Source organism: Streptomyces sp. HUAS ZL42 (genome assembly GCF_040782645.1).
In the GTDB taxonomy this organism is placed as follows: Bacteria; Actinomycetota; Actinomycetes; order Streptomycetales; family Streptomycetaceae; genus Streptomyces.
In genome coordinates, this window is record NZ_CP160403.1 from 8,526,568 (window position 1) to 8,547,342 (window position 20,775).

18 protein-coding genes are annotated in these 20,775 nt (G+C 70.9%); 2 read left to right on the top strand and 16 right to left on the bottom strand.

The features are described from left to right. Positions 1–4: 4 nt before the first annotated feature. The 15 genes from ABZO29_RS38950 to ABZO29_RS39020 all read right to left on the bottom strand — a co-directional run bounded on the left by ABZO29_RS38950 (position 5) and on the right by ABZO29_RS39020 (position 16,659). A complete protein-coding gene (locus ABZO29_RS38950; protein ID WP_367324898.1) occupies positions 5–1,255 on the bottom strand; it encodes a ketosynthase chain-length factor in 1,251 nt (416 codons plus the stop codon). Beyond that, entirely contained in the window at positions 1,252–2,520 is a 1,269-nt protein-coding gene (locus ABZO29_RS38955; protein ID WP_367324899.1) for a beta-ketoacyl synthase, read from the bottom strand. The genes ABZO29_RS38950 and ABZO29_RS38955 overlap by 4 nt, the downstream gene beginning before the upstream one ends. Next, entirely contained in the window at positions 2,517–2,978 is a 462-nt protein-coding gene (locus ABZO29_RS38960) for a cupin domain-containing protein (protein ID WP_367324900.1), read from the bottom strand. Before ABZO29_RS38960 ends, ABZO29_RS38955 begins: the two co-directional genes overlap by 4 nt. A gap of 55 nt (positions 2,979–3,033) precedes the next feature. Further along, positions 3,034–4,191, bottom strand: coding sequence for a SchA/CurD-like domain-containing protein (locus ABZO29_RS38965; RefSeq protein WP_367324901.1), 1,158 nt, complete (start codon positions 4,189–4,191; stop codon positions 3,034–3,036). A 220-nt stretch (positions 4,192–4,411) separates the two neighbouring features. Then, positions 4,412–6,067, bottom strand: a complete 1,656-nt coding sequence (locus ABZO29_RS38970) for an FAD-dependent oxidoreductase (RefSeq protein WP_367324902.1) — start codon at positions 6,065–6,067, stop codon at positions 4,412–4,414. A 469-nt stretch (positions 6,068–6,536) separates the two neighbouring features. Then, positions 6,537–7,238 (bottom strand): gamma-glutamyl-gamma-aminobutyrate hydrolase family protein, encoded by a 702-nt coding sequence (locus ABZO29_RS38975; protein ID WP_367324903.1) that lies wholly within the window; start codon positions 7,236–7,238, stop codon positions 6,537–6,539. Beyond that, positions 7,235–8,725 (bottom strand): aldehyde dehydrogenase, encoded by a 1,491-nt coding sequence (locus ABZO29_RS38980; protein WP_367324904.1) that lies wholly within the window; start codon positions 8,723–8,725, stop codon positions 7,235–7,237. The genes ABZO29_RS38975 and ABZO29_RS38980 overlap by 4 nt, the downstream gene beginning before the upstream one ends. A gap of 101 nt (positions 8,726–8,826) precedes the next feature. Beyond that, a complete protein-coding gene (locus ABZO29_RS38985; RefSeq protein ID WP_367324905.1) occupies positions 8,827–10,281 on the bottom strand; it encodes an APC family permease in 1,455 nt (484 codons plus the stop codon). A 192-nt stretch (positions 10,282–10,473) separates the two neighbouring features. Then, complete coding sequence (locus tag ABZO29_RS38990) at positions 10,474–11,091, bottom strand: TetR/AcrR family transcriptional regulator (protein ID WP_367324906.1); 618 nt, start codon at positions 11,089–11,091, stop codon at positions 10,474–10,476. Positions 11,092–11,170: 79 nt separating this feature from the next. Continuing rightward, on the bottom strand, positions 11,171–12,028 hold the full coding sequence (locus ABZO29_RS38995) for a fumarylacetoacetate hydrolase family protein (protein WP_367324907.1): 858 nt from the start codon (positions 12,026–12,028) through the stop codon (positions 11,171–11,173). Next, positions 12,021–12,959 (bottom strand): 3,4-dihydroxyphenylacetate 2,3-dioxygenase, encoded by a 939-nt coding sequence (locus ABZO29_RS39000; protein ID WP_367324908.1) that lies wholly within the window; start codon positions 12,957–12,959, stop codon positions 12,021–12,023. The genes ABZO29_RS38995 and ABZO29_RS39000 overlap by 8 nt, the downstream gene beginning before the upstream one ends. Continuing rightward, entirely contained in the window at positions 12,952–14,415 is a 1,464-nt protein-coding gene (locus ABZO29_RS39005; protein WP_367324909.1) for an aldehyde dehydrogenase, read from the bottom strand. The genes ABZO29_RS39000 and ABZO29_RS39005 overlap by 8 nt, the downstream gene beginning before the upstream one ends. A gap of 32 nt (positions 14,416–14,447) precedes the next feature. Further along, positions 14,448–15,254 (bottom strand): acetoacetate decarboxylase family protein, encoded by an 807-nt coding sequence (locus ABZO29_RS39010; RefSeq protein ID WP_367324910.1) that lies wholly within the window; start codon positions 15,252–15,254, stop codon positions 14,448–14,450. A 14-nt stretch (positions 15,255–15,268) separates the two neighbouring features. Beyond that, positions 15,269–16,447: an NAD(P)/FAD-dependent oxidoreductase gene (locus ABZO29_RS39015; protein ID WP_367326363.1), complete on the bottom strand. Its 1,179-nt coding sequence runs from the start codon at positions 16,445–16,447 to the stop codon at positions 15,269–15,271. Positions 16,448–16,470: 23 nt separating this feature from the next. Beyond that, positions 16,471–16,659, bottom strand: a complete 189-nt coding sequence (locus ABZO29_RS39020; protein WP_367324911.1) for a ferredoxin — start codon at positions 16,657–16,659, stop codon at positions 16,471–16,473. A gap of 204 nt (positions 16,660–16,863) precedes the next feature. Between ABZO29_RS39020 and ABZO29_RS39025 the strand changes: the two genes are divergently transcribed. Together ABZO29_RS39025 and ABZO29_RS39030 are read left to right on the top strand one after the other, a co-directional pair. Further along, positions 16,864–18,219, top strand: a complete 1,356-nt coding sequence (locus tag ABZO29_RS39025; protein WP_367324912.1) for a glutamine synthetase family protein — start codon at positions 16,864–16,866, stop codon at positions 18,217–18,219. Between the two features lie 16 nt (positions 18,220–18,235). After that, the gene (locus ABZO29_RS39030) at positions 18,236–19,519 is read left to right on the top strand and encodes a cytochrome P450 (RefSeq protein ID WP_367324913.1); all 1,284 of its coding nucleotides are present in this window, start codon (positions 18,236–18,238) and stop codon (positions 19,517–19,519) included. Positions 19,520–19,561: 42 nt separating this feature from the next. Here the strand turns inward: ABZO29_RS39030 and ABZO29_RS39035 are convergent, their stop codons facing one another. Next, positions 19,562–20,770, bottom strand: coding sequence for an ROK family protein (locus tag ABZO29_RS39035; protein WP_367324914.1), 1,209 nt, complete (start codon positions 20,768–20,770; stop codon positions 19,562–19,564). Positions 20,771–20,775 lie beyond the last annotated feature (5 nt).

Sequence of the window (20,775 nt, forward strand, 5' to 3'; positions counted from 1 at the left end):
TTTGCTACGAGGCGTCGGCGGCGCCGCGCCGGAGCACGAGCGCCGAGTTCGATCCCATGAGCCCGCGGCTGAGGACCAGCGCCGTGCGCAGTTCGGCGGCACGGGCTCGGGCGGACACGAGGTCGAGGTCATGGCAGATGTCGAAGACGTTGGGGGTGGGCGGAATCAGGCCGTGCTCCATGGCGAGCACCGCCGCCGCGGCATCCAGCACGGGCGCCGCGCAGTAGCCCCGGCCGATACCGGTCTTCGGCGCGGTGACCGGCACGCGCCGGCCGTGGGCGCCGAGGGCGTCGGCGATCGCCAGCGCCTCGGCGCGGTCCGCCTCGGGTACGCCCAGAGCGTCGGCGAACACCACGTCGATCTCCTCGGGTGCGCAGCGCGCCTCGTCCAGGGCGCCGCGGATGGCGTGGGCGAGTCCTTCCCTCGACTCCTCCCAGCGGGAGGCGCCGGTGAACGTTGCCGCGTGTCCGGCGAGGGTGGCTCGCACGGGCGTGCCTCGTTCCCGGGCCGAGGTCTCCTCCTCCACCACGAGCATGGCGCCGCCCTCCGCGGGCACGAATCCGCAGGCCGCGGCCGTGAAGGGGCGGTAGGCGCGGGTCGGGTCCTCGGCGGTGCTGAGCTCCTCGTAGCCGAGCTGGCAGACCGCCGAGTAGGGGGCGAGCGGCGCCTCGGTCGAGCCGGCCACGATCACGTCGGTGCCGCGCCGCACGGCCCGCGCGGCATGCGCGAGGGCGTCCAGGCCGCCGGCCTCGTCGGCGGCGACCACCGAGCAGGGTCCCTTGAAGCCACGGCGGATGGAGATCTGGCCGGTGCTGGCGGCGTAGAACCAGGCGATGGACTGGTACGGGCCGACGAAGCGGCTGCCCTTTCCCCACAGCCGCTGCAGCTCCCGCTGCCCGAACTCACCGCCGCCGGAGCCGGCCGCGGTGACCACGCCCACGGAGAAGGGCGAGTCGTCGGTGTCGGACCGGCCGAGGCGGGCGTCGTCCAGCGCCAGATCGGCCGCGGCCATCGCGAAGTGCGTGAACCGGTCGGTCTGGACGAGGAAGCGCTCCTCGACCGCCGCCGACGGGTCGAAGTCGCGGACTTCGCCCGCCACCCGCAGCGGCAGGTGGTCACAGCCCTCGCGGGTGACCCTGTCGAGGACGCTGATGCCCTCCTTGGTGGACTTCCAGAAGGACTCCGTGCTGGTTCCGTTGGGCGCGACCACGCCGATTCCGGTGACGGCCGCGCGCCGTGGATGCGGTTCGCTCATCGTGCCTTCTCCCTCGGCCGGGTCAGGACCACCGCGGACTGGAAGCCACCGAAGCCGCTGCCCACGGAGAGCACGCTGTTCAGCTTCCGTTCGCGAGCGACGCGCGGGACGTAGTCCAGGTCGCACTCGGGGTCCGGGGTCTCGTAGTTCGCGGTGGGCGGTACCACCTGGTGGACCATGGCCAGCACACAGGCGGCGACCTCAATCGCGCCGATCGCGCCGAGGGAGTGCCCCACCATGGACTTGATGGAGCTCATGGGTGTCGCGTAGGCGTGCTGCCCCAGGGCGCGTTTCACCGCGGCGGTCTCGTGCCGGTCGTTCTGCTTGGTGCCCGAGCCGTGCGCGTTGACGTAGTCGATCGCCGTGCCGTCCAGCCGGGCGTGGTCGAGGGCTTCCTCGATGGCCCGGGCCATCTCCAGGCCCTCGCTGGTCAGACCGGTCATGTGGTAGGCGTTGCCGAAGGTCGCATAGCCGCTGAGCTCGCAGTACACACGCGCGCCGCGGGCCTGGGCGTGCTCGAGCTCCTCCAGGACGAGTACCGCGCCGCCCTCGCCCATGACGAACCCGTCACGGTCGGCGTCGAAGGGACGCGAGGCGTGGGCGGGATCGTCGTTGTTCGGGGACGTGGCCTTGATCGCGTCGAAGCAGGCCATGGTGATCGGTGAGATCGGCGAGTCCGAGGCGCCGGCTATGCAGACGTCGGCCCTGCCCTCTTCGATCGTGTGGAAGGCGTATCCCACCGCGTCGAGGCCCGAGGTGCAGCCCGTGGAGACGGTCTGCACCGGCCCGCGCGCCTCGAACCGCTCCGCCACCGACGAGGCGAGGGTGCTGGGCGAGAACGCGCGGTGCAGATGCGGGCCCGCTTCCCTGGGGTCCACGTCCCAGCGCCGGCCGCGGTTGCTGACCAGCACGTAGTCGTTCTCCAGCCGGGTGGTGCCGCCGACCGCCGTGCCCAGGGAGACCCCGACCCGCCAGGGGTTCTCCCGGGCGAGGTCGAGCCCGGCGTCGCGTATCGCCTCCTCCCCGGCGACCAGGGCGAACTGGATGTACCGGTCGCACCGTGCGATCTCTTCCGCCTCCAGACCGTGGGCGGCCGGGTCGAAGTCGCACTCGGCGGCGATCCGCGAACGCAGGCCGGACGGGTCGAAGAAGGTGATGCCCCGCGTCGCGGTGCGCCCGTTGGCCAGGAGCTCCCAGAACGCCGGTACACCGATGCCGCCCGGCGCGACTATGCCTATGCCGGTGACCGCCACGCGCCTGGTCATGATCGGACCTGTCGTCGTTCGGTCGCCCGGACCGCATCCACGCGAGCTCCCTCCGCCGCGACCGGCACGGCGTCGTTCTCCTCGGTGTCGACGTGGCCGAGCGGGGGGCTCGGGGCCAGTGGGCCGAGGTGGAAGACGATGCGGGCCTCCACGTTGCCGACGTTGCGGAAGCGGTGCCGCATGTGGGCGGGGATCATGAGCCCCTGCTCGGGTTGCAGCGGCTGGGGCTCGCCGTCCAGGTCGACCTCCAGCTGCCCGCAGACGACGTACACGAACTCCTCGGAGTAAGGGTGGTAGTGCTCACCGATGCGGTCGCCGGGCTGCACGATGGCCACACCCATGAAACCGCTGGTTGAGCCGACCGTGGTGGGGGTGAGCATGGCGCGCAGATCGCCGCCGCGCCGAGTGTTGGGCTCGACGTCGCTGAGATCCACGATTCTGGGACGAGGTTTGGTCACGACGTTGCTCCGATCGTGTGCTGTGTCGACATGGGGGCCGCGGCCGCCGGCCGGTTCAGGCCTCGGGAGAGCGCCGGTCGGTGACGAGTTCCATGCGGGCGAGCGTGAGGAGGTGGGCGGGGGAGCCGTCCTTCAACGCCGAGGCGTTCGTACCGAGGGCGCCGGCGTCCAGGAGTGCCGTCACCTCGGCCGCCTGACCGCGGTCCGTGAAGCCGAGCACCGGTCCGGGGTCGGCGTCGAGGCCACCACGCACGTCGATCAGCCGCACCACGACGTCGTCGCGCTGGAAGACCGTGCTGCGCAGCACTGGGCTGTGCGGATCGTCCGCCGCCGCCTCGTCGTGCTGGGCGAGCAACTCGGCCAGCCGCATGCCGCCGCCCTCGCGGGCCGGGTAGTACAACGCGTGCCGCACGGCGTCCGGGCTCTCCTGGCCCGCCGTCACATGGTGTACGGCGGGCAGCGCCGCGCGGGTGAAGAAGACGCGGGCGGACTCGGGATCGTTGAGGTCCCGGTCCTGCTCCAGATAGGGGTTGATGGCCTCCTCCACGGCCCGCACCTCGGGCTGCCGTGCCACGTAGCGCAGCGCGGCGAGCAGGTCGCCCCGCACCTCGATGGCACGCACCACCCGGTTGCCGTGCATGAACAGGGAGGTGCGGCACAGGCGGGTGTTGTCGTCGACCTGCGGCTCGGGGGAGGCGTAGTCGGCGAGGATCTTGGCGACGACCTCCTCACTGCCCGGCTTGACCGTGAAGGTGAGCGCGTGACGGATCGTGCCGTCCCCGATCCGGGGCGACGCCTGCAGCCGGCGCTGCCCGGGCGCGGCGTCCGCCGCCGGCCCGCCGGTCTCGCGGACGACGTGGAAGCGGAGCGACCTGGTGTCCCGGACACAGCTGTGCAGCGGCTCCACCATCCGTACGTGCTCCTCGCTGTTCACCCAGGTGAGGAACGGCGGGGCGCTCTCCCACTCACTGGTGATGAGCCATTGGGAGGGATTCTCGATCGACTGGCACAGTTGGTCGCTGACATGCCCGGGGACGGACGCAACCTGGTTGCAGAGTTGTTCGTAGGCCTCCAGGAACTGCTGCTGGGCTCCGTCGTAGACGTCCACCAGCAGGACGACCCGGAGTCTGGAGCCGTCGAACACGGACTGGGAGACACGTTGCGACACCTGTCGCGTCAGTGGTTCTGAAGCAGGTGCAGACGTGGTGGTCATCCTGCGCACATCTCCTTCGCGGGGGCAGAGCTGACGGTGTGCCGCGGTGATGCGGCGTCAGCGTGCCTCGATCCTGTGCCCGTCCCCTGCAGCGCGCGACTCGTATGAACTATGCGGGTGATCGACGGGCGGCGATCTCGAGCCGTCGTCGGCCCGCACACAGGCGTCGCGCCGACAGCACGGCTGTCGGCGCGACGGGGTGTTCCTCGAGGGCCGTGGGTCAGGTCAGTGCCAGCGCCGTCGTCAGGACGTGGCGCAGGGCCGCCTCGACGTCCAGAGCGGGGCCGGGCGAACGCCATGCGACGAACCCGTCGGGCCGGACGAGTACGGCTCCTCCGCGTGCCGTGCCGTGGAGTTCCGACCAGTCCGCACCGCCCTCGGGCATCAGTTCGGCGTCCGGTCCGGTTCCCACGCGGTACGAGACGAGCGGGAGGGACATCTGTTCGGCGAGGCGGGTGGCGGCCTCGTGCCATCCGCTCGGCTCACCCGCGTCGCTGAGCAGGACCAGAGACCGTTCGTAGAGGTCGAGGGTGGAGATCCGCTCGTCCCGGTGCCGTACCCACAGATGGGGTGCCCTGCTGCCGGGCTCGCCCGTCAGGTCGAGTCTCTCGGGGACGACCGGGATGGTGGGGTCGGTGCCGACGACGGCCCCGTGCGGGTAGCGATAGCCGAGGGCCACGTTGAGAATGCCGCGCTGAGGCCCGTTGCCGGCGCCGGGCGGTGGCGCGAAGCCGGGGTGGCTGTGCTCGGCCGACCGAACGGCCGCACGGGCGCTGGTCGCCTCCGCGACCGGACGGCGTTCGGCGTCGTAGGTGTCCAGCAGTCCGTCCCCCGCCCACCCGCCGAGCACGGCGGCCAGCTTCCAGGCGAGGTTGTGCGCGTCCTGGATACCCGTGTTGGAGCCGAAGGCGCCGGTGGGGGACATCTCGTGGGCCGAGTCGCCGGCCAGGAAGACGCGTCCGGACCGGTAGCTCTTCGCGACGCGCTGGGCGGCGTGCCAGGGAGCCCTGCCGGTGATCTCCACGTCGAGGTCCGCGTCCCCGACCGCGCGGCGGATGTGGTCGGCGCAGCGCTGGTCGGTGAACTCCTCCAGCGTTTCGCCGCGTTCGGGGTGCCACGGGGCGTGGAAGACCCAGTTCTCACGGTTGTCCACCGGCAGCAGCGCTCCGTCGGCGTCCGGACGGGTCAGGTAGCAGACGATGAAGCGACGGTCTCCCACCACGTCGGCGAGGCGGCGGGAGCGGAAGGTGACGCTGATGTTGTGGAACAGGTCGCCGGGCCCGCTCTGCCCGATGCCGAGCTGTTCCCGTACGGGACTGCGGGGGCCGTCGGCGGCGACGAGGTAGTCCGCGCGGATGGTGGTGTGCTCACCCGTCTGCCGGCTCTTGACCACTGCGGTGACGCCGCCGGGGTCGGTTTCGAACGACAGCAGTTCGGTGGAGTAGCGCAGGTCGCCGCCGAGCCCCGCGGCATGGTCGAGCAGGACCGGTTCCAGGTCGTTCTGGCTGCACAGGCACCATGCCGTCGGGCTGAAGCGGGCCAGCCCGCCACCCGGGTCGATCTCCTTGAACAGCCACTCGCCCGCGTCGCCGACCAGTGTGGGCGTCTGCAAGATGCCGTGGTTTTCGGCCAGCGTGGCCGCGGCCTCATGGATGGCGGGCTCGACACCGGCCACCCGGAACAGTTCCATCGTGCGGACGTTGTTGCCGCGGCCGCGGGGGTGGATGGAGGTCCCGGCGTGGCGTTCCACCAGCGTGTGGCGCACCCCCAGCCGGCCCAGGAACAAGGAGGTCGACAGGCCGACCAGGGAACCGCCGACGATGAGGACCGGGACCTTGTGGGTCGCGCGGTCGACTTGATCGGCTCTTTCGTTCATCACTCGCCTCCAGCACGTCGTGTCCGCCGACTCGGCCGGATACGGCCGGGACCTTCATGCATGCCCCGCAGTGCGGACGACGTCTCAGGCTTCACCCGCTTAACGGCGTCTGTTCGGTGCGCCGCAAGGAGCCTGACGGAGGTCCGGCGAGCCGCATGCACGGCCGCACACGGCTCCAGCAGGTGTAACGCTCGACCGGATCGCCGTCGTACTCCCACGGCCGGGCGGTGACCGGCCGGCGGAGGCGTCCGGGAGGCAGCCACTGGCCCAGCGCCTGGTCGAGCAGGACGGCCCCATGTGACCGGGACCAGTGGGCGGCTCGCTCCCAGGGCCCGGATGCTGCCCTGCTCCTCCGGGGAGAGGTGGCCGAGGGCCTGCGTGGTCCCAGTCGGCCCCGGTGTCCCGTAACAGCTTCTCGACCTGGTCGATGGCGGGGTCCTGCGGGCCCGGCCCCAGGGAGGAGCCCGTGTCAGATCCTGTCGCGGGCGGCTCGTACGAGTGCGTCGAAGAGGCCCTGCTGGGCGGGGTCCTCGTGGGCGGTGTCCTCGGGATGCCATTGGACGGCGGTGAACCACCCGTGGGCGCCGGGGAGTTCGAGCCCCTCCACGGTGCCGTCGGCGGCCCGCGCGGTGACCGCGAGGCCCGGGCCGGCGCGGTCCACCCGCTGGTGGTGGTAGCAGGACGCCTCGACCTTCTCCGCCCCGGTGGCCCGCTCCAGCAGGGTGCCGCGCCGGACGGCCACCGGATGCACGACGTGCCGGTGCTCGCGGTCGGGGCCGCCCATGTCCTGTTCCAGGGTGCCGCCGAGGGCGACGTTGACGACCTGCAGGCCGCGGCAGATCGCCAGCAGTGGCAGGCCCAAGTCCAGTGCCTGACGGGCGACTTCGAGGTCGAAGGCGTCCTGGAGGTCGTCGACGTCGTAGACGCTTCGGTGGGTGTCGGGGCAGCCGTAGCGGTGCGGGGCGAGGTCGCCGCCGCCGGGGAGCAGGACGCCGTCGAAGCGGGCGAGACGGGAGGCGACGTCGGAGTCAGCGGGGTGGATGCTCGCCGGTTCGCCGCCCGCCCGCCAGACGGCCTCGATCAGTGCGCGGGCGTTGACCTCGGCGGCGTACCGCAGCGCGGACGTCGTGGCCGAGAAGCGGGCGGGGATCGCGATCAGGGCCCGGGTCACAGCTGGATCCAGGTGGTCTTCAGCTCGGTGTACTTCTCCAGGGCGTGTGCGGACTTGTCACGGCCGTTGCCGGACTGCTTCATGCCGCCGAAGGGGACGGTCAGGTCGCCCTCCTCGTAGCAGTTCACCCACACCGTTCCGGCCCTGAGCGCGCGCGAGACCTGGTGGGCGGTGGACAGGTCGGAGGTCCACAGGCCGGCTGCGAGGCCGTACTCGGTGGCGTTGGCCAGCCGCACGGCCTCCTCCAGGCCATCGAACGTCAGTACGGAGAGCACAGGTCCGAAGATCTCCTCGCGGGCCAGCCGCATGCCAGGGTCCACCTGGTCGAAGACGGTGGGGCGCAGGAAGCTGCCGCCGGTGTCGGCCAGCGTGCGCCCGCCGCCCGCACGCAGCCGCGCGCCCTGCTCGAGTCCGGTGCCGATGTGGTCGAGGACGCGCTCCAGATGACCCTCGCCCACCAGCGCGCCCATCTCGGTCGCCGGGTCCAGCGGATCACCGACCCGCAGTTCCCGGGCCCGGGCCACGATCGCCTCGGTGACACGTTCGGCGACGGAGGAGTGCACCAGCAGCCGGGAGGGGGCGGTGCACATCTCGCCCTGGTTGAAGAAGATGCCCCAGGCGGCGGTGGCGGCGGCCTTCTCCAGGTCGGGGGCGTCGGGGAGGATGATGTTCGGCGACTTGCCGCCCAGTTCGAGCCAGACGCGCTTGAGGTTGGAGTCGGCGGAGTAGCGCAGGAAGTGGCGGCCGACGGCCGTGGAGCCGGTGAACGCCAGGACGTCCACATCGGGGTGCAGTCCGATCGCCCGCCCTGCCACCGGCCCGTCACCGGTCACGACGTTGAGGACGCCCGGAGGCAGTCCGGCCTCGGTCGCCAGCTGCCCGAGCAGGAGCGCTGACAGCGGTGAGTTCTCCGACGGCTTCAGTACGACCGTGCAGCCCGCGGCCAGCGCCGGAGCGACCTTCCAACTCGCCAGTGTCAGCGGGAAGTTCCACGGCACGACGGCCCCCACGACACCCGCCGGCTCCCGGGTGATCAGCGCCAGGGCGTCCGGGGAGGTGTGCGGCGACTCGTCGGTGAGTTTGTCGGCCAGCTGGCCGTACCAGCGGAACGTGTTGATCGCGGCCCGCAGTTCGATCTCGTACGCGTCCGTGATCGGCTTGCCCATCTCCAGGCTGATGGTCAGGGCGAGTTTCTCCCGCTGCTCTTCGAGCAGGTCGGCGATGCGCAGCAGGATCCGGCCGCGGTCGGCGGGCGCGAGCCGTGGCCAGGGTCCTGAGTCGAAGGCCCGGCGCGCGGCGGCCACGGCCAGGTCGACCTCGGCGGGGCGGGCGTCGGCGACCTCGCCGAGGAGTTGTCCGTCGCGAGGGGAGACGGCGGCGAACGTGGTTCCACCACCCGGCTCGTCCACTCCGTCGATGTGGTGCTGGGCGGGCAGGTCCAGATCCTTGGCGCGACGCAGCAGGTCGTCGTGAGCGAGGGCCGGCATCAGCTCTCCTCCTCCAGGTGGTTCGAAGCGATGACAGTGAGTGGGCCGACGGCGGCACCCGGGGAGCGGTGCCGCCGTCAGCCGGATGCGGGATGCCGAGGTCAGCCCGAGACCGTGTGCCTCTGCCGGGTCAGCCGAGCCAGGACAAGCCCCAGGACCAGCACGGCCGGGACGGTGATCTGGAGCCAGAGCGCGGTGGTCCGGTCGCCGCCGATGAGCGTCGTGAAGTTCTCGATGACGAGCCAGATCGCACCGGCGATGCCGAGCGCGCCCAGAACCGGCGCCACCAGCGTGTTCCAGGGCCGGGTGTCGGCACGTGAGCGGCGGAAGAAGACGATCACGGAGACGGAGGTCAGGAAGTAGAGGAGCATGATCCCCAGTACGGCGACCCCGCTGAACCAGGAGAAGAGCGTCAGCACCGGGTCCTTGCCCAGGACCGCGAACGGCATGACCAGTGCCACCGCGATCACCGTCTGGACGGCTCCGGCCACCCAGGGGGAGTGGCGCCGGTTGATCGCGGTCAGCCCGTGCGGCAGCAGACCCTCGCGGCCCAGGGAGAACAGGTAGCGGTTGGCGGAGTTGTGGAACGCCAGGATGCCGGCGAACAGCGAGGTGGCCAGCAGGATCGGCAGTACGTCGCCGGTCCATGCGCCGAACTGGGCGGTGATCGGCGCGAACACGAAGGACGTGGCATCGCCGGACTCCAGCGCCTTGCCCGCTTCCGCCGTCGCGTTGGACGCGCCGTGCGCGGAGACCAGCATCCACGAGGTGAAGGCGAAGAAGCAGGTGACCACGGCGACCGACAGGTAGGTGGCGCGCGGGACCGTCTTCCGGGGCTCCCTGGCCTCCTCGCCGTAGATGGCGGTGGCCTCGAAGCCGAACATCGACGCCACGGCGAACATCAGCGCCACACCGGGAGCGCCCTGCAGCGCCGCGTCCGGCGAGAAGCTGTCGCCGAAGCCGAGTCCTTCGGGGCCGCCGCCCTTGAAGAGGGTCACGAGGGCGAAGGCGATCAGGATGCTGAACTCCGCCAGGACGAACACCGTCAGGACCTTGGCGCCCATCTCGATGCCGGCGGCGCCGAGGATCTGGACGACCACCATGGTGACCAGCGTCCAGACCCACCACGCGATGTGCACGTCGGCGTAGTGCTCGACCAGGCCGCTCACCGTCGCGCCGTAGAGTCCGTACATGGCGGCCTGGACCGCGCAGTAGGCGAAGAGGGCGACACCGGCGCTGCCGGAGCCGGTCGAGCGTCCCAGTCCCTTGCCGATGTACGTGTAGAAGGCGCCGGCGTCCACCACGTGGCGGCCCATGGCGACGAAGCCGATGGAGAACAGCAGGACCACGACGCCGGCCGCGAGGTACGCGGCGGGGGTGCCGGCCCCGTTGCCTATGGCGACGGCGATGGGGACGGCTCCGGCGATGCCGGTCAGCGGTGCCTGGGCGGAAAGGACGAAGAAGAGGATGCCCAGGACGCCGAGGGAATCGGGCTTGAGCCTGCCTGCCGTGGAGTCTTGTGTGGTGTGCGGGGCGACCGCCGTCTGACTGTCCACTCGGATCACCTGTCGGGGACGGGGAGGGATGGGGGTTCGTTTCGGGCCAAACGAGTTGCCTTATCGTGGGCCGCAACTATCCGTTTGGCAAGGGGGTGCGCGGAGTTTTTCCTCCGACCGGCGGTTTCTTCACCACAGCGAAAGGCCCCGGACGTGGAACGCCCAGGGCCTTGAAACACGCAGGTCAAAGGGTCACGTACGGGCTTCGCCGCCGTCTGCGTCGAGGAGCCTCAGCAGGGAGCGCAGCTCCTCCAGGGCGGCGTCCGTGACCTCGGGCTCGCCAAGGACGAGCTGATGCAGCACGAGGCCGTCGAGCGCGGCGAAGACCAACCGCGTCAGCGCCCTGTCCGCGCCGGCCGGCAGCATACGGCTCAGCTCGCGATGCGTGGCGTCGAAGTACTCGTCGTACAGCGCGCGGAGCTGCGGCAGCAGCTCCGGACGGCGACGGGATTCGAGCAGCAGCTCGTACTGGAACGCCTGGGTGTCCGGATCGGCCGTGACCATCTCGGACAGACCGGTCGAGAAGTCCGCGACCTTGCCGGTGCCCGGTTCGAGCGCGCTGGTGCTCAGCGAGGTGCGGATCGTGTGGGCGAGGGCCTCCTCGATCAGTGCGTCGCGCGAACCGAAGTGGTGCACCACGAGTCCGTGGGTGACCCCGGCCTCCTCCGCGACGGCCCGATAGGTGAGCTTGCGCAACCCGCCCCGCGCCACCACACGTACGGCGGCGTTGAGCAGGGCCTCGCGCCCCTCGCCGTAGTGCAGGCGCTTGCGTGGCCGTCGGCTCTTCGGGTCGTCAGCGGAGTCGGTCATGCCGGTGACACTACCGGTCCGGGTTTTTCGTACGGCATCAGCGCCGGGGACAAGGAGGGGCGGCGCGAGGCGCCTCCGGCTAAGGGCGGTGGCGGGTGACGGGCGGGCGGATGCCACGGAACTCCCAGTCGCCGCCGAGGGCGGTGGACAGCACCTCCTCGGACTCGGTGGGCTGCGCGCCGACGTCCGTGCGGATCGGGGTCGGGCCGGTGACGATGTGGTTGGTGAGGCGGCCCAGGCCCTCGACCTCGACCTCGACGACATCACCGGGCCGGACGGGCCGGGAGTTGGCCGGGGTGCCGGACAGCAGCACGTCACCGGGGTACAGAGTGATGGTGCGGGCGATGTCGGCGACGAGGTAGTGCATGTCCCACTTCATCTCGTCGGTCGAACCGTCCTGCACGACCTGGCCGTTGACGTACGTCCGCAGGCTCTTGCCGTGGAAGTCCCAGTCGGTGACCAGGCCGGGGCCGAGCGGGCAGAGCGTGTCGGAGCCCTTGACGCGGAGCATGGAACCGGCGTCGGTGTCGCGGAAGTCGTGCAGGCCGTAGTCGTTGGCGATCGTGTAGCCCGCGATGTACTCGCCCGCCTCGGCGGGTGAGATGTTCCGCGCGGTCCGCCCGATGACGATGGCGACCTCGCCCTCGTAGTTGAGCCACTTGCAGCCCTCGGGGCGGACGATCGCACCCTTGTGGGAGTTGAGGGACGAGGTCGGCTTGTGGAAGTAGGTGGGGGTGTCGGGCAGTTCGATCCGGAACTCGTCGACGCGACTGCGGTGGTTGAGGTGTACGGCGATCACCTTGGTGGGAACCACCGGGGGCAGGTGCTGCGCCTCGTCGGTCTTCACCCGGCGGCCGTCCCCGGCGACGAGCTCGTCCCCGTCGACGGTGACCTGGACGGCGGCGCCGTCGAGGAGGATGCGGCGGTACTCAGGCATGCGCGGACTCCTGTGACTCCTGTGCGGGGATGTGGGGTGCCGTCCAGCCGCCGGCGGGGCGGTCGAACCAGAGGTGGACCTGGCCGGTGCCGACGGAGTTCTCGTACTCGCCGTACTGCCGGGCCCTGGCGACGCAGGCCTGCTCGCCGAGGGCGCCGGCCATCATCAGGTAGTGGAAGAACTTCGCCTCGGGCTTGTACTTCCAGAACTCGTCCATGGTGGCGAGCACCTTGTCGTGACGGCCCTCCTTGAACCAGGCGATGCGCTCGTAGTCGGCCTCGCGCGCCTCGGGCGTGAAGATGTGCACCGGGTCGCTCGCCTCGTGGTCGCGGATCTCGCGCAGCGGCCAGAAGGAGTGCGAAAGCGCGCCCGAGGCGATGAGGAGCACCCGGCGGCCGGGGGTGGCGGCGATGCCGTCCGCGAGGGCGCGGCCGAGGCGCAGGTGGTCCTCCATGTCGCCGGTCTGGCAGACCCCGATGGTCACCCACCGCTTGTCCGGCAGTCCCTCCCCGAGGAACTTCCAGAGGTTGATGGTCGCGTAGTAGACCGGCAGGTACTCGTCGTCGATCGGGGTGATCCAGGTGCCGTGCTTGTCGGCGAACGAGGCGATGTTGTGGGCGAGTTCGGGGTCGCCGGGGTAGTCGTACGGCATCCGGCACATGCCGCGCGGCAGCTCCTCGGAGGTGAAGAGCCCGGCGCGGCGGTGCTGGGCGGTGACGACGAACTCGACGGTGGTCGCCCAGTGCGAGTCCAGGACGACGACGGTGTCGTATGCGTTGGCGGCATCGCCCTCGAAGACGTCCTTGCGGAGCTGGTGGAGGCCCGTGACGAGGGTGATCTCCTTGCCCTCGTTGAGCTCCAGCCGGTCCTCCTTCGGGAGCACGATGGTGGGGACGTGGGCGAGCAGTCCCGCCCCGACGATCTCACCCATGGTTCTTCCATCCGTTCGGTGCGGACACGGTGTTCTTCAGGTCGCAGTAGAAGTCGAAGCTCCAGGTGCCGCCCTCCCTGCCGACCCCGGACTCGCGGGAGCCGCCGAAGGGCGCCTGCAGGTCGCGTACGAAGAAGCAGTTGACCCAGACGGTGCCCGCGACGAGCTGCGAGGTGACGCGCTCCGCGCGCGCGGGATCGCCCGTGGCGACGGTGGCGGCCAGGCCGAAGCGGGTGTCGTTGGCGAGACGGACGGCTTCCTCTTCGGTGCTGAAGGTCTGCAGGGTGAGGACCGGGCCGAAGACCTCCTCCTGCACGATCTCCGAGTCCTGGGTGACATCGGTGAGCAGGGTCGGCGCGTAGTACTGGCCGTCCTTGCGGTGCCCACCGATGACCGCGCGCGCCCCCGCTGCGATCGCGCGCTGCACGAAGCCGTCGATCTTCTCCAGCTGGCGGTGGTGGATGTTGGGCCCGATGTCGGTGGCCTCGTCGCGCGGGTCGCCCTGTTCCAAGGCGGTGGCCCTCTCGACGAACCGGCGCGTGAACTCCTCGGCGATCGACTCCTCGACGAGGAAGCGCGTCGCGGCCAGGCACACCTGCCCGGCGTTGTCGTACTGGTCGACCGCGAGGTCGACGGCGAGGTCCAGGTCGGCGTCGGCGAACACCAGCAGCGGGGACTTGCCGCCCAGTTCGAGACTGAGCGGGGTGAGGTTCGACGCGGCCGACGCGGCGATCCGCTTGGCCGTGGGCACCGAGCCGGTGAAGCTGATCCGGCGCACGTCCGGGTGCGAGGTGAGGGCGTCGCCGATCTCCGCGCCGTACCCCTGGACGACATTGAGGACTCCGGCGGGCAGCCCGGCCTCGGCGGCGATGTCGGCGAGCAGGGAGGCGGTGAGCGGGGTCCACTCGGCCGGCTTGAGGACCACCGTGTCGCCGGCGGCCAGGGCCGGGGCGATCTTCCACGTGGCCAGCATCAGGGGCGCGTTCCACGGGGTGATCAGCACACAGGGGCCCGCCGGATCCCACGAGACATGATTCGTGTGACCGCGCGTCTCGAAGTCCTCGTGGTCCAGCTTCAGCAGCCAGTCCGCGAAGAAACGGAAGTTGTGCGCCACACGCGGCATCACGCCCCGGCGGTGGGAGCGCAGCAGCGCGCCGTTGTCGGTGGTCTCGACGATCGCGAGCTCTTCGAGCCGTTTCTCCACGCCGTCCGCGATGGCGTGCAGGATGCGGGCGCGCTCGGCGCGGGACGTCGCGGCCCAGGCGGGGAAGGCGGCCTTCGCGGCGGCCACGGCGGCGGCGGCCTCGGCGGGTCCGCCGCGGGCGATCTCACCGAGGACGCCTCCGTCGATCGGTGAGACGTCGGTGAAGGTTTCGGTGGAGGCGACGCGTTCGCCGCCGATCCAGTGCCGGGTGTCGACGGCGACCCCCGCCACGGTGAGGGTGTGCTCGGTCATGTCCGATCTCCAAGTCCTGTGGTGTACGGGGATCACTCGGCTCCGGACGTGCCGGACTCCAGCAGTCGCCCGCCGTCCCAGACGACGCCGACCTGCCGGTAGTACGCAGCGATCGGCTCGCGGATCTCCAACCGGGCCAACTCCTCCGTGGGCGCCTCGAACAGGTCCAACCGGGCGTCACCGACCCACGGTTGACCACCCTCGAAGGAGGCCGCACCGGTCTCGATCAGCTCGTCGAGGGCAAGCCCCTTGCCCTTCTCGATGGACGGCAGCCAGCGGTGATGGGCCATGGGGTGCGAGTTGACGAACCCGTTCGTCTCCGACGGCTCCCGCAGCGTCACCACGGCCTGGGCGAGGCGCCGGTCCGCCGCGGCCAACGTGGCCCCGAACCGTGCCCCTGCCTCGATCCGCGGAGCGGGACCGTACGGGTGCGGGCGGGTCTGATGGATCGAGCCGAGCTTCTTCGGGTATCCCTGGTGCAGGCCGCGGGCGATCGCGAAGTCCTTGTCGACCCAGATGTAGACGCAGCGCGAGTAGGTCCGGCCCTTGTACTTGCAGCGGACGACCGCGAAGGTCTCCTTGTACTGGGACAGCACGGGGTCGAGCAGCTCCGCCCCCGACTCCGAGCAGGACTGCCAGTCGGCCCAGATCAACGCGACCGCGCCGGGGTCGTCGTCCGCCAGCTCCAGTGGCTCGGGCAGCAGTTCACGCACCCGCGAGGGGTCCGTGCGGTACTCGACGGTGAGCAGGTCACCGGAGTAGCGCCAGGGCGGGGAAGGGATCAGCGACGAGGTGCCCGTCGCCGTCTTGGGGTGGAAGTATCCGCGGACGGTGGTCATGGTCAGGAGATTCCTTACGCAGTGAGGGCGGGCTGCTCGAGCAGTGCGGCGCGGTGGCGGGCGGCGGCGGACACGGCGGCGGGGCCGCCGAGCGCCACGACACCGACGAGCCGGCCGTCGTGGTGGTAGCCGGCCAGGACGTCCGTGGCGGGGTCGCCGTCCAGGACCCGCACGTCGTCCTTGCCGAGCACGGGCGCGCCGAAGGACTGGAGCCGGAAGTCGTGCTGGTCGCTCCAGAAGGTGGGCAACGGTGCGAAGGGCGCCGACTCGACACCGAGGAGGGCCTTCGCCGCGTGCTTGGCGGTGTCGGTGGGGATGCACCAGTGTTCGACCCGGCGCGGTACGCCGTCGTATCGGGCGTTGGGGAAACGTGCCACGTCGCCCACCGCGACCACGTCGGGCCGCCCGCCGACCCGCAGGTGCTCGTCGGTGAGCACCCCGTCGGTCAGGTCGAGGCCGTTGCCGTCCAGCCACTCGGTGTTCGCGAGCGATCCGACCGATTCCACCACCACGTCGGCGGGCAGGACGGTCCCGTCGTCGAGCACCACGCCCGTGACACGGTCCTCGCCCTCGAACGCGGCGACCCCTGCGCCGAGTGCGAAGCGCACCCCTCTGTCTTCGTGCCGCTCGAGCAATGCGCGTCCGAGCAGCTCGCCGAGCGGGGCGACCATGGGCAGCGGCAGCGGATCGACGACGGTCACCTCGGTGACGCCGAGGCCCACGGCCGTGGCGGCCACCTCGCAGCCGATGAAGCCGGCGCCGACGACGACCACCCGGGCACCGGGCCGGGTCAGTTCCTCCCGCAGGCCCTGAGCGTCGGCGAGGGTGCGGACCGTGTGACGGCCGGTGAGGGGGCCGGGGCAGCGCAGGCGCCGGGGCCGCATGCCGGTGGCGACGACCAGACCGTCGTACGAGAGCGTCTCGCCGTCGTCCAGTTCGACGATCCGTTCGGAGAGGCGGGAGGCGACGACCTTCGTGCCGAGGCGCCATTCCACGTCGGCCACGCTCGCGCGGGGGCGGAAGGCCAGCGACTCGAAGGGCGCCTTCCCGGCCAGGACCTCCTTGGACAGCGGGGGCCGGTTGTAGGGCATGTGCGGCTCGTCGCCGACGACCGTGATCGCCCCGGTCCAGCCTGCCGAACGCAGTTGTTCGGCGGCGCGCAGGCCGGCCATGGAGGCGCCGGCCACGACGATGCGGGCACTCGTGGACGTCACTGTCAGGCCTCGATCCGGATGGCCTGGAGCGGACAGACGTCGGCGGCTTCCTCGACCTCGTCGCGCAGTGCGTCGTCGGGGTCGCTGACGTAGGCCAGGCGCCCGTTCTCGTCGAGCTGGAAGACGTCGGGGGCCGCGAATACGCACTGGCCGTGGTCCTGGCACTTGTTCATGTCGACGACGACCTTCATGGCCGGTCCTCCTGGGAGTGAGGGCGTCGGGCTGGATGGAATGACTCGTTTGGCTTCAAACAACATAGGAAGCCGCTCCCCCCTGGTCAATACCTGTCCAGGTGGATAATTTTTTGGTCCCGGCCCCTTGCGGGCCGGTGAAGCCGTTCATATCGTTTGGCATCAAACAACCGGCCAACCCGTCGCAGAGCCGAGGAGACAACGGTGAGCGCATCTGAAACACCGGACGCCCGTCAGCACCAGGAGCGGCTCGCCGCAGAGGGCATCGACGTCGTCCGGGTGACCTACCCCGATCTCATCGGCACCGACCGCGCCCGCGACGTCCTGCTCGACCAGCTGCCGGCCGCGTGCGAGCACGGCCTCGCCTTCTGCCGGGCGGTCTACCACACCTCACCCCAGGGCGACGTCGTTCCCGTCACGGGCGGACTGGACGCCGGGCTGCCCGACATCACAGTGCGTCCGGACCTCGACACCCTGGTCGCACTGCCCTGGGAGCCCGGGGTCGCCACCTGTCTCGGCGAGACGGTCGACCCGGCGACCGGGTCACCCGTCTCCGAGTCGCCCCGCGATCTGCTGCGCTCGGTGCTCGCGAGGTGCGCCGAGCAGGGGCTGCACCCCGTGGCCGGTCCCGAACTCGAGTACTTCCTGTGCGACGAGGACCGGGCGTCTCCGAGCGGATGGAGGCGCTACTCGGAATCGACCGGTGTCGTCTACACGGCCGGCCTGCGCGCCGACCCCGACAACCACCTGCTGCGCACCCTGCGCCTGCTCCGCGACCTGGGCATAGGCGTCACCAACGGCAACCACGAATTCGACGGCGGACAGTTCGAGATCAACCTCACCCACTCCGAGGCGCTGTCGGCAGCCGACCGCTCCTTCCGTTTCAAGGCGGCGGTCAAGGAACTGGCGCGCAGGGAGGGGAGGCTGGCCACCTTCATGGCCAAGCCGTTCAACGACGCCGGCGGCTCCGGCTTCCACCTCCATCTGTCCTGCGACGATGCCGAGGGACGCAACGCCTTCGACGACCCGACGGGGGCGTACGGCCTGTCGGCCACCGCCCGCCACGCGATCGCCGGCATCCTCGCCCACGCCCCGGCCCTCGCCGCCCTCGCCAATCCGACCGTCAACTCGTACAAGCGGTTCGGCCCTGACACCCTCGCGCCCTGGCTGATCGACTGGGGTCTGGACAACCGCAGTGCCATGGTCCGCATCCCGCCGGAGCGCGGCTCGGGCGCCCGTCTGGAGCTGCGGCTCGGGGACGCCGGCGCCAACCCGTACCTGCTGATCGCGGGCACGATCGCCGCCGCACTGCTCGGCGTCCAGGCGGGCGAGGAGCCAACCGCCCCGCTGCAGGGCTACGGCTACGACACGGCCAGAGCCGCTGTGCTGCCGATGACCCTGTCCGCCGCCCTCGACGCCCTGGAGGCGGACACCGCCCTGACCGAGGTGCTCGGCAAGGGCTTCACCACCTCATACCTCAGCTATAAGCGGAACGAGGTCGAACGCTTCCAACGGCACGTCACCGACTGGGAGTTCACCGAGTACGCCTACCACCTGTGACGCCTGGGAGCCACCGATGACCGAGACTCTGACCACTGCTGTGAACGAACCGATGCCGCTCGCGGACGTCGACCTCGCCGACCTGGACAACTTCACCGACGGTGTCACGCCGTGGCGGATGTTCCACACCCTGCGCCACGAGGACCCGGTGCACTGGCAGCCGGAGGAGGCCCCCAACTCCGGTTTCTGGTCGGTGACCCGGCATGCGGACATCGCCCGCGTCGACCGCGACGCGGAGACCTTCACCTCGACGAGGTTCGTCAACCTGGAGGAGGTCGACGACGACCAGATCAAGAAGCGGGCCTCCATCCTGGAGCTGGACGGCGTCCGCCACCGCGCGCTGCGCAGCCTGATCCAGCGGCAGTTCGGCGCGAGCGTGATCAACGGCTACACCGACTTCCTGCGCGGTCTGACGGCGAAGACCCTCGACGCGGCTCTGGCGAAGGGCAGCTTCGACTTCGTCAAGGAGATCTCCGCCGACTTCCCCATCAACGTCCTCGCCCGGCTGCTCGACGTGCCGCCGGAGGACAACCAGCAGCTGATCGACTGGGGCAACCGGATCATCGGCAACACCGACCCCGACTACGCGGACGTCCTGCTGCACAGCGAGGAGAGCGAGAAGTACCGCGACCTGCCCTTCCGCTCCCCGGCCTCGCTGGAGGTCTTCGCCTACGGCCGGGAACTGGCCCGGCAGCGGCGCGGCGGGGACGGCACCGACCTGGTCTCGCGACTGGTCAACACCACACCGCGCGACGGAGTCCCGCTCTCCGAGCAGGACTTCGACAACTACTTCCTGCTGCTGGTCGTGGCAGGGAACGAGACCACCCGCCACACCATCACCCACTCGATGCTGGCCCTGCTGCAGCACCCGGAGCAACTCGCCCGCCTCCGGGAGGACCCTTCCCTGATCCCGGTCGCGGTCGAGGAGTTCCTGCGCTGGGCGTCCCCCGTCTACCACTTCCGCCGCACCGCGACCAGGGACGTGGAGCTGGGCGGCAAGCGGATCAAGGAGGGCGACAAGGTCGTCATGTGGTTCGCCTCCGGCAACCGCGACGAGGAGGTCTTCGGCAACCCGTACGACTTCGACGTCACCCGGCAGAACAACGACCACGTCACCTTCGGCAAGGGCAGTCCGCACCTGTGCCTGGGCAACCTGCTGGCCCGCACCGAGATCCGCATCATGTTCGAGGAGCTGATCCCGCGTCTTGCGGACATCCGCCTGGCCGGTGACGTCCCGCGTGTACGGTCCAACTTCGTCAACGGCGTCAAGAAGCTGCCCGTCGAGGTGACCCTGGCCTGACAGTGCCGGGCCCGCGCCGGTCAGCCACCCTTCCGTGCCCGTTCAGGCCCGCTCGGACACCGCCGCGGGATCGTCCAGCACGGCTCGCACCACGGAGTGGGCGGCACCCAGCAGCGGGCCCTCGGGACCCAGCCGGGACACGGACACGGGGAAGGCCGGTCCGGCGGTGCGCCGGGACAGCTCCTCCCGCAGCGACGGCAGCAGCCACGGCGCCAGCCCGGCCAGCGCACCGCCCAGCACCACGCTCTCGGGATCCAGCAGGTTCACCGCCCCGGTCAGCGCGATGCCGAGTGCCGTACCGGCGTCGTGCAGGGCCCGCCGTACGTCCTCGTCCCCGTGCGCGGCGCGTTCCGCGAGCAGTCCGACACGGTCCTCGCCCGGCTCCAGACCGGCCGCGCGCAGCACCGCTTCCTCACCGGCGTACTGCTCCAGGCAACCGCGTCCGCCGCATGCGCACTCCGGCCCGTCAGGACGCACCGGCACATGCCCCAACTCGCCGGCGAATCCCCGTGTTCCGCGCAGCAGTTGCCCGTCCACGACGACCGCCGCACCGATGCCGATCTCGGCGGACACATGCAGGAAGGCCCGTGGTGTGTCCTCGCCGAGCCACAACTCGGCCAGTCCGCCGAAGTTGGCCTCGTTGCCCACGGTCAGCGGGAACTCGGCGGGCAGCAGGGCGCCGAGGTCCGTTTCGTGCCAGTCGAGGTTCGGAGCCCGCACGACGGTCCGGGCATCGCTCGCGACCAGACCGGGCACGGCCACGGCCAGCCCGGCCGGCCACAGGCCTTCGGCGTCCGCCGCGGCGACGACGCGGTGCACCAGCTCGGTGAGCTCACGGACGACGGGCTCGGGGGAGCGGCCGCGGTTCGTGCCGTGCCGCACGGCCCGCGCCCGTACCTCTCCGCGCAGGTCCACCGCGCAGACGGCGAGGTGGTCGACCCCCACCTCCGCACCTATGCCGGCGGGACCGTGCCCGCTGACGGCGAGCGCCGACCCCGGCCGGCCCACCCGGCCAGGCCGCTCGGGACCCAGCTCCTCGAGCAGGCCGGAGCGTATGAGCTCGTCGACGAGGCTCGACACCGCTGCACGGGTCAGACCGATGCGCGAGGCCACCGCGGCGCGGGAGAGCGACCCCTCGGCGCTGACGGCGTGCATCACCCTGGCGAGATTGCGGCGGCGCATGCCGTGCTGGGTGTCGGGCACGGTGCGCCCGGGTCCGGGCAGGTGGGCCTCGTGCGGCGGTGCGGTCATTCCTC

Excerpts from the sequence above, each read along its gene's own strand:
- ABZO29_RS38950 (WP_367324898.1), bottom strand. The coding sequence starts at position 1,255 with ATGAGCGAACCGCATCCACGGCGCGCGGCCGTCACCGGAATCGGCGTG.
- ABZO29_RS38955 (WP_367324899.1), bottom strand. The coding sequence starts at position 2,520 with ATGACCAGGCGCGTGGCGGTCACCGGCATAGGCATAGTCGCGCCGGGC.
- ABZO29_RS38965 (WP_367324901.1), bottom strand. The coding sequence starts at position 4,191 with ATGACCACCACGTCTGCACCTGCTTCAGAACCACTGACGCGACAGGTG.
- ABZO29_RS38970 (WP_367324902.1), bottom strand. The coding sequence starts at position 6,067 with ATGAACGAAAGAGCCGATCAAGTCGACCGCGCGACCCACAAGGTCCCG.
- ABZO29_RS38980 (WP_367324904.1), bottom strand. The coding sequence starts at position 8,725 with ATGCCGGCCCTCGCTCACGACGACCTGCTGCGTCGCGCCAAGGATCTG.
- ABZO29_RS38990 (WP_367324906.1), bottom strand. The coding sequence starts at position 11,091 with ATGACCGACTCCGCTGACGACCCGAAGAGCCGACGGCCACGCAAGCGC.
- ABZO29_RS38995 (WP_367324907.1), bottom strand. The coding sequence starts at position 12,028 with ATGCCTGAGTACCGCCGCATCCTCCTCGACGGCGCCGCCGTCCAGGTC.
- ABZO29_RS39000 (WP_367324908.1), bottom strand. The coding sequence starts at position 12,959 with ATGGGTGAGATCGTCGGGGCGGGACTGCTCGCCCACGTCCCCACCATC.
- ABZO29_RS39005 (WP_367324909.1), bottom strand. The coding sequence starts at position 14,415 with ATGACCGAGCACACCCTCACCGTGGCGGGGGTCGCCGTCGACACCCGG.
- ABZO29_RS39010 (WP_367324910.1), bottom strand. The coding sequence starts at position 15,254 with ATGACCACCGTCCGCGGATACTTCCACCCCAAGACGGCGACGGGCACC.
- ABZO29_RS39020 (WP_367324911.1), bottom strand. The coding sequence starts at position 16,659 with ATGAAGGTCGTCGTCGACATGAACAAGTGCCAGGACCACGGCCAGTGC.
- ABZO29_RS39030 (WP_367324913.1), top strand. The coding sequence starts at position 18,236 with ATGACCGAGACTCTGACCACTGCTGTGAACGAACCGATGCCGCTCGCG.
- ABZO29_RS39035 (WP_367324914.1), bottom strand. The coding sequence starts at position 20,770 with ATGACCGCACCGCCGCACGAGGCCCACCTGCCCGGACCCGGGCGCACC.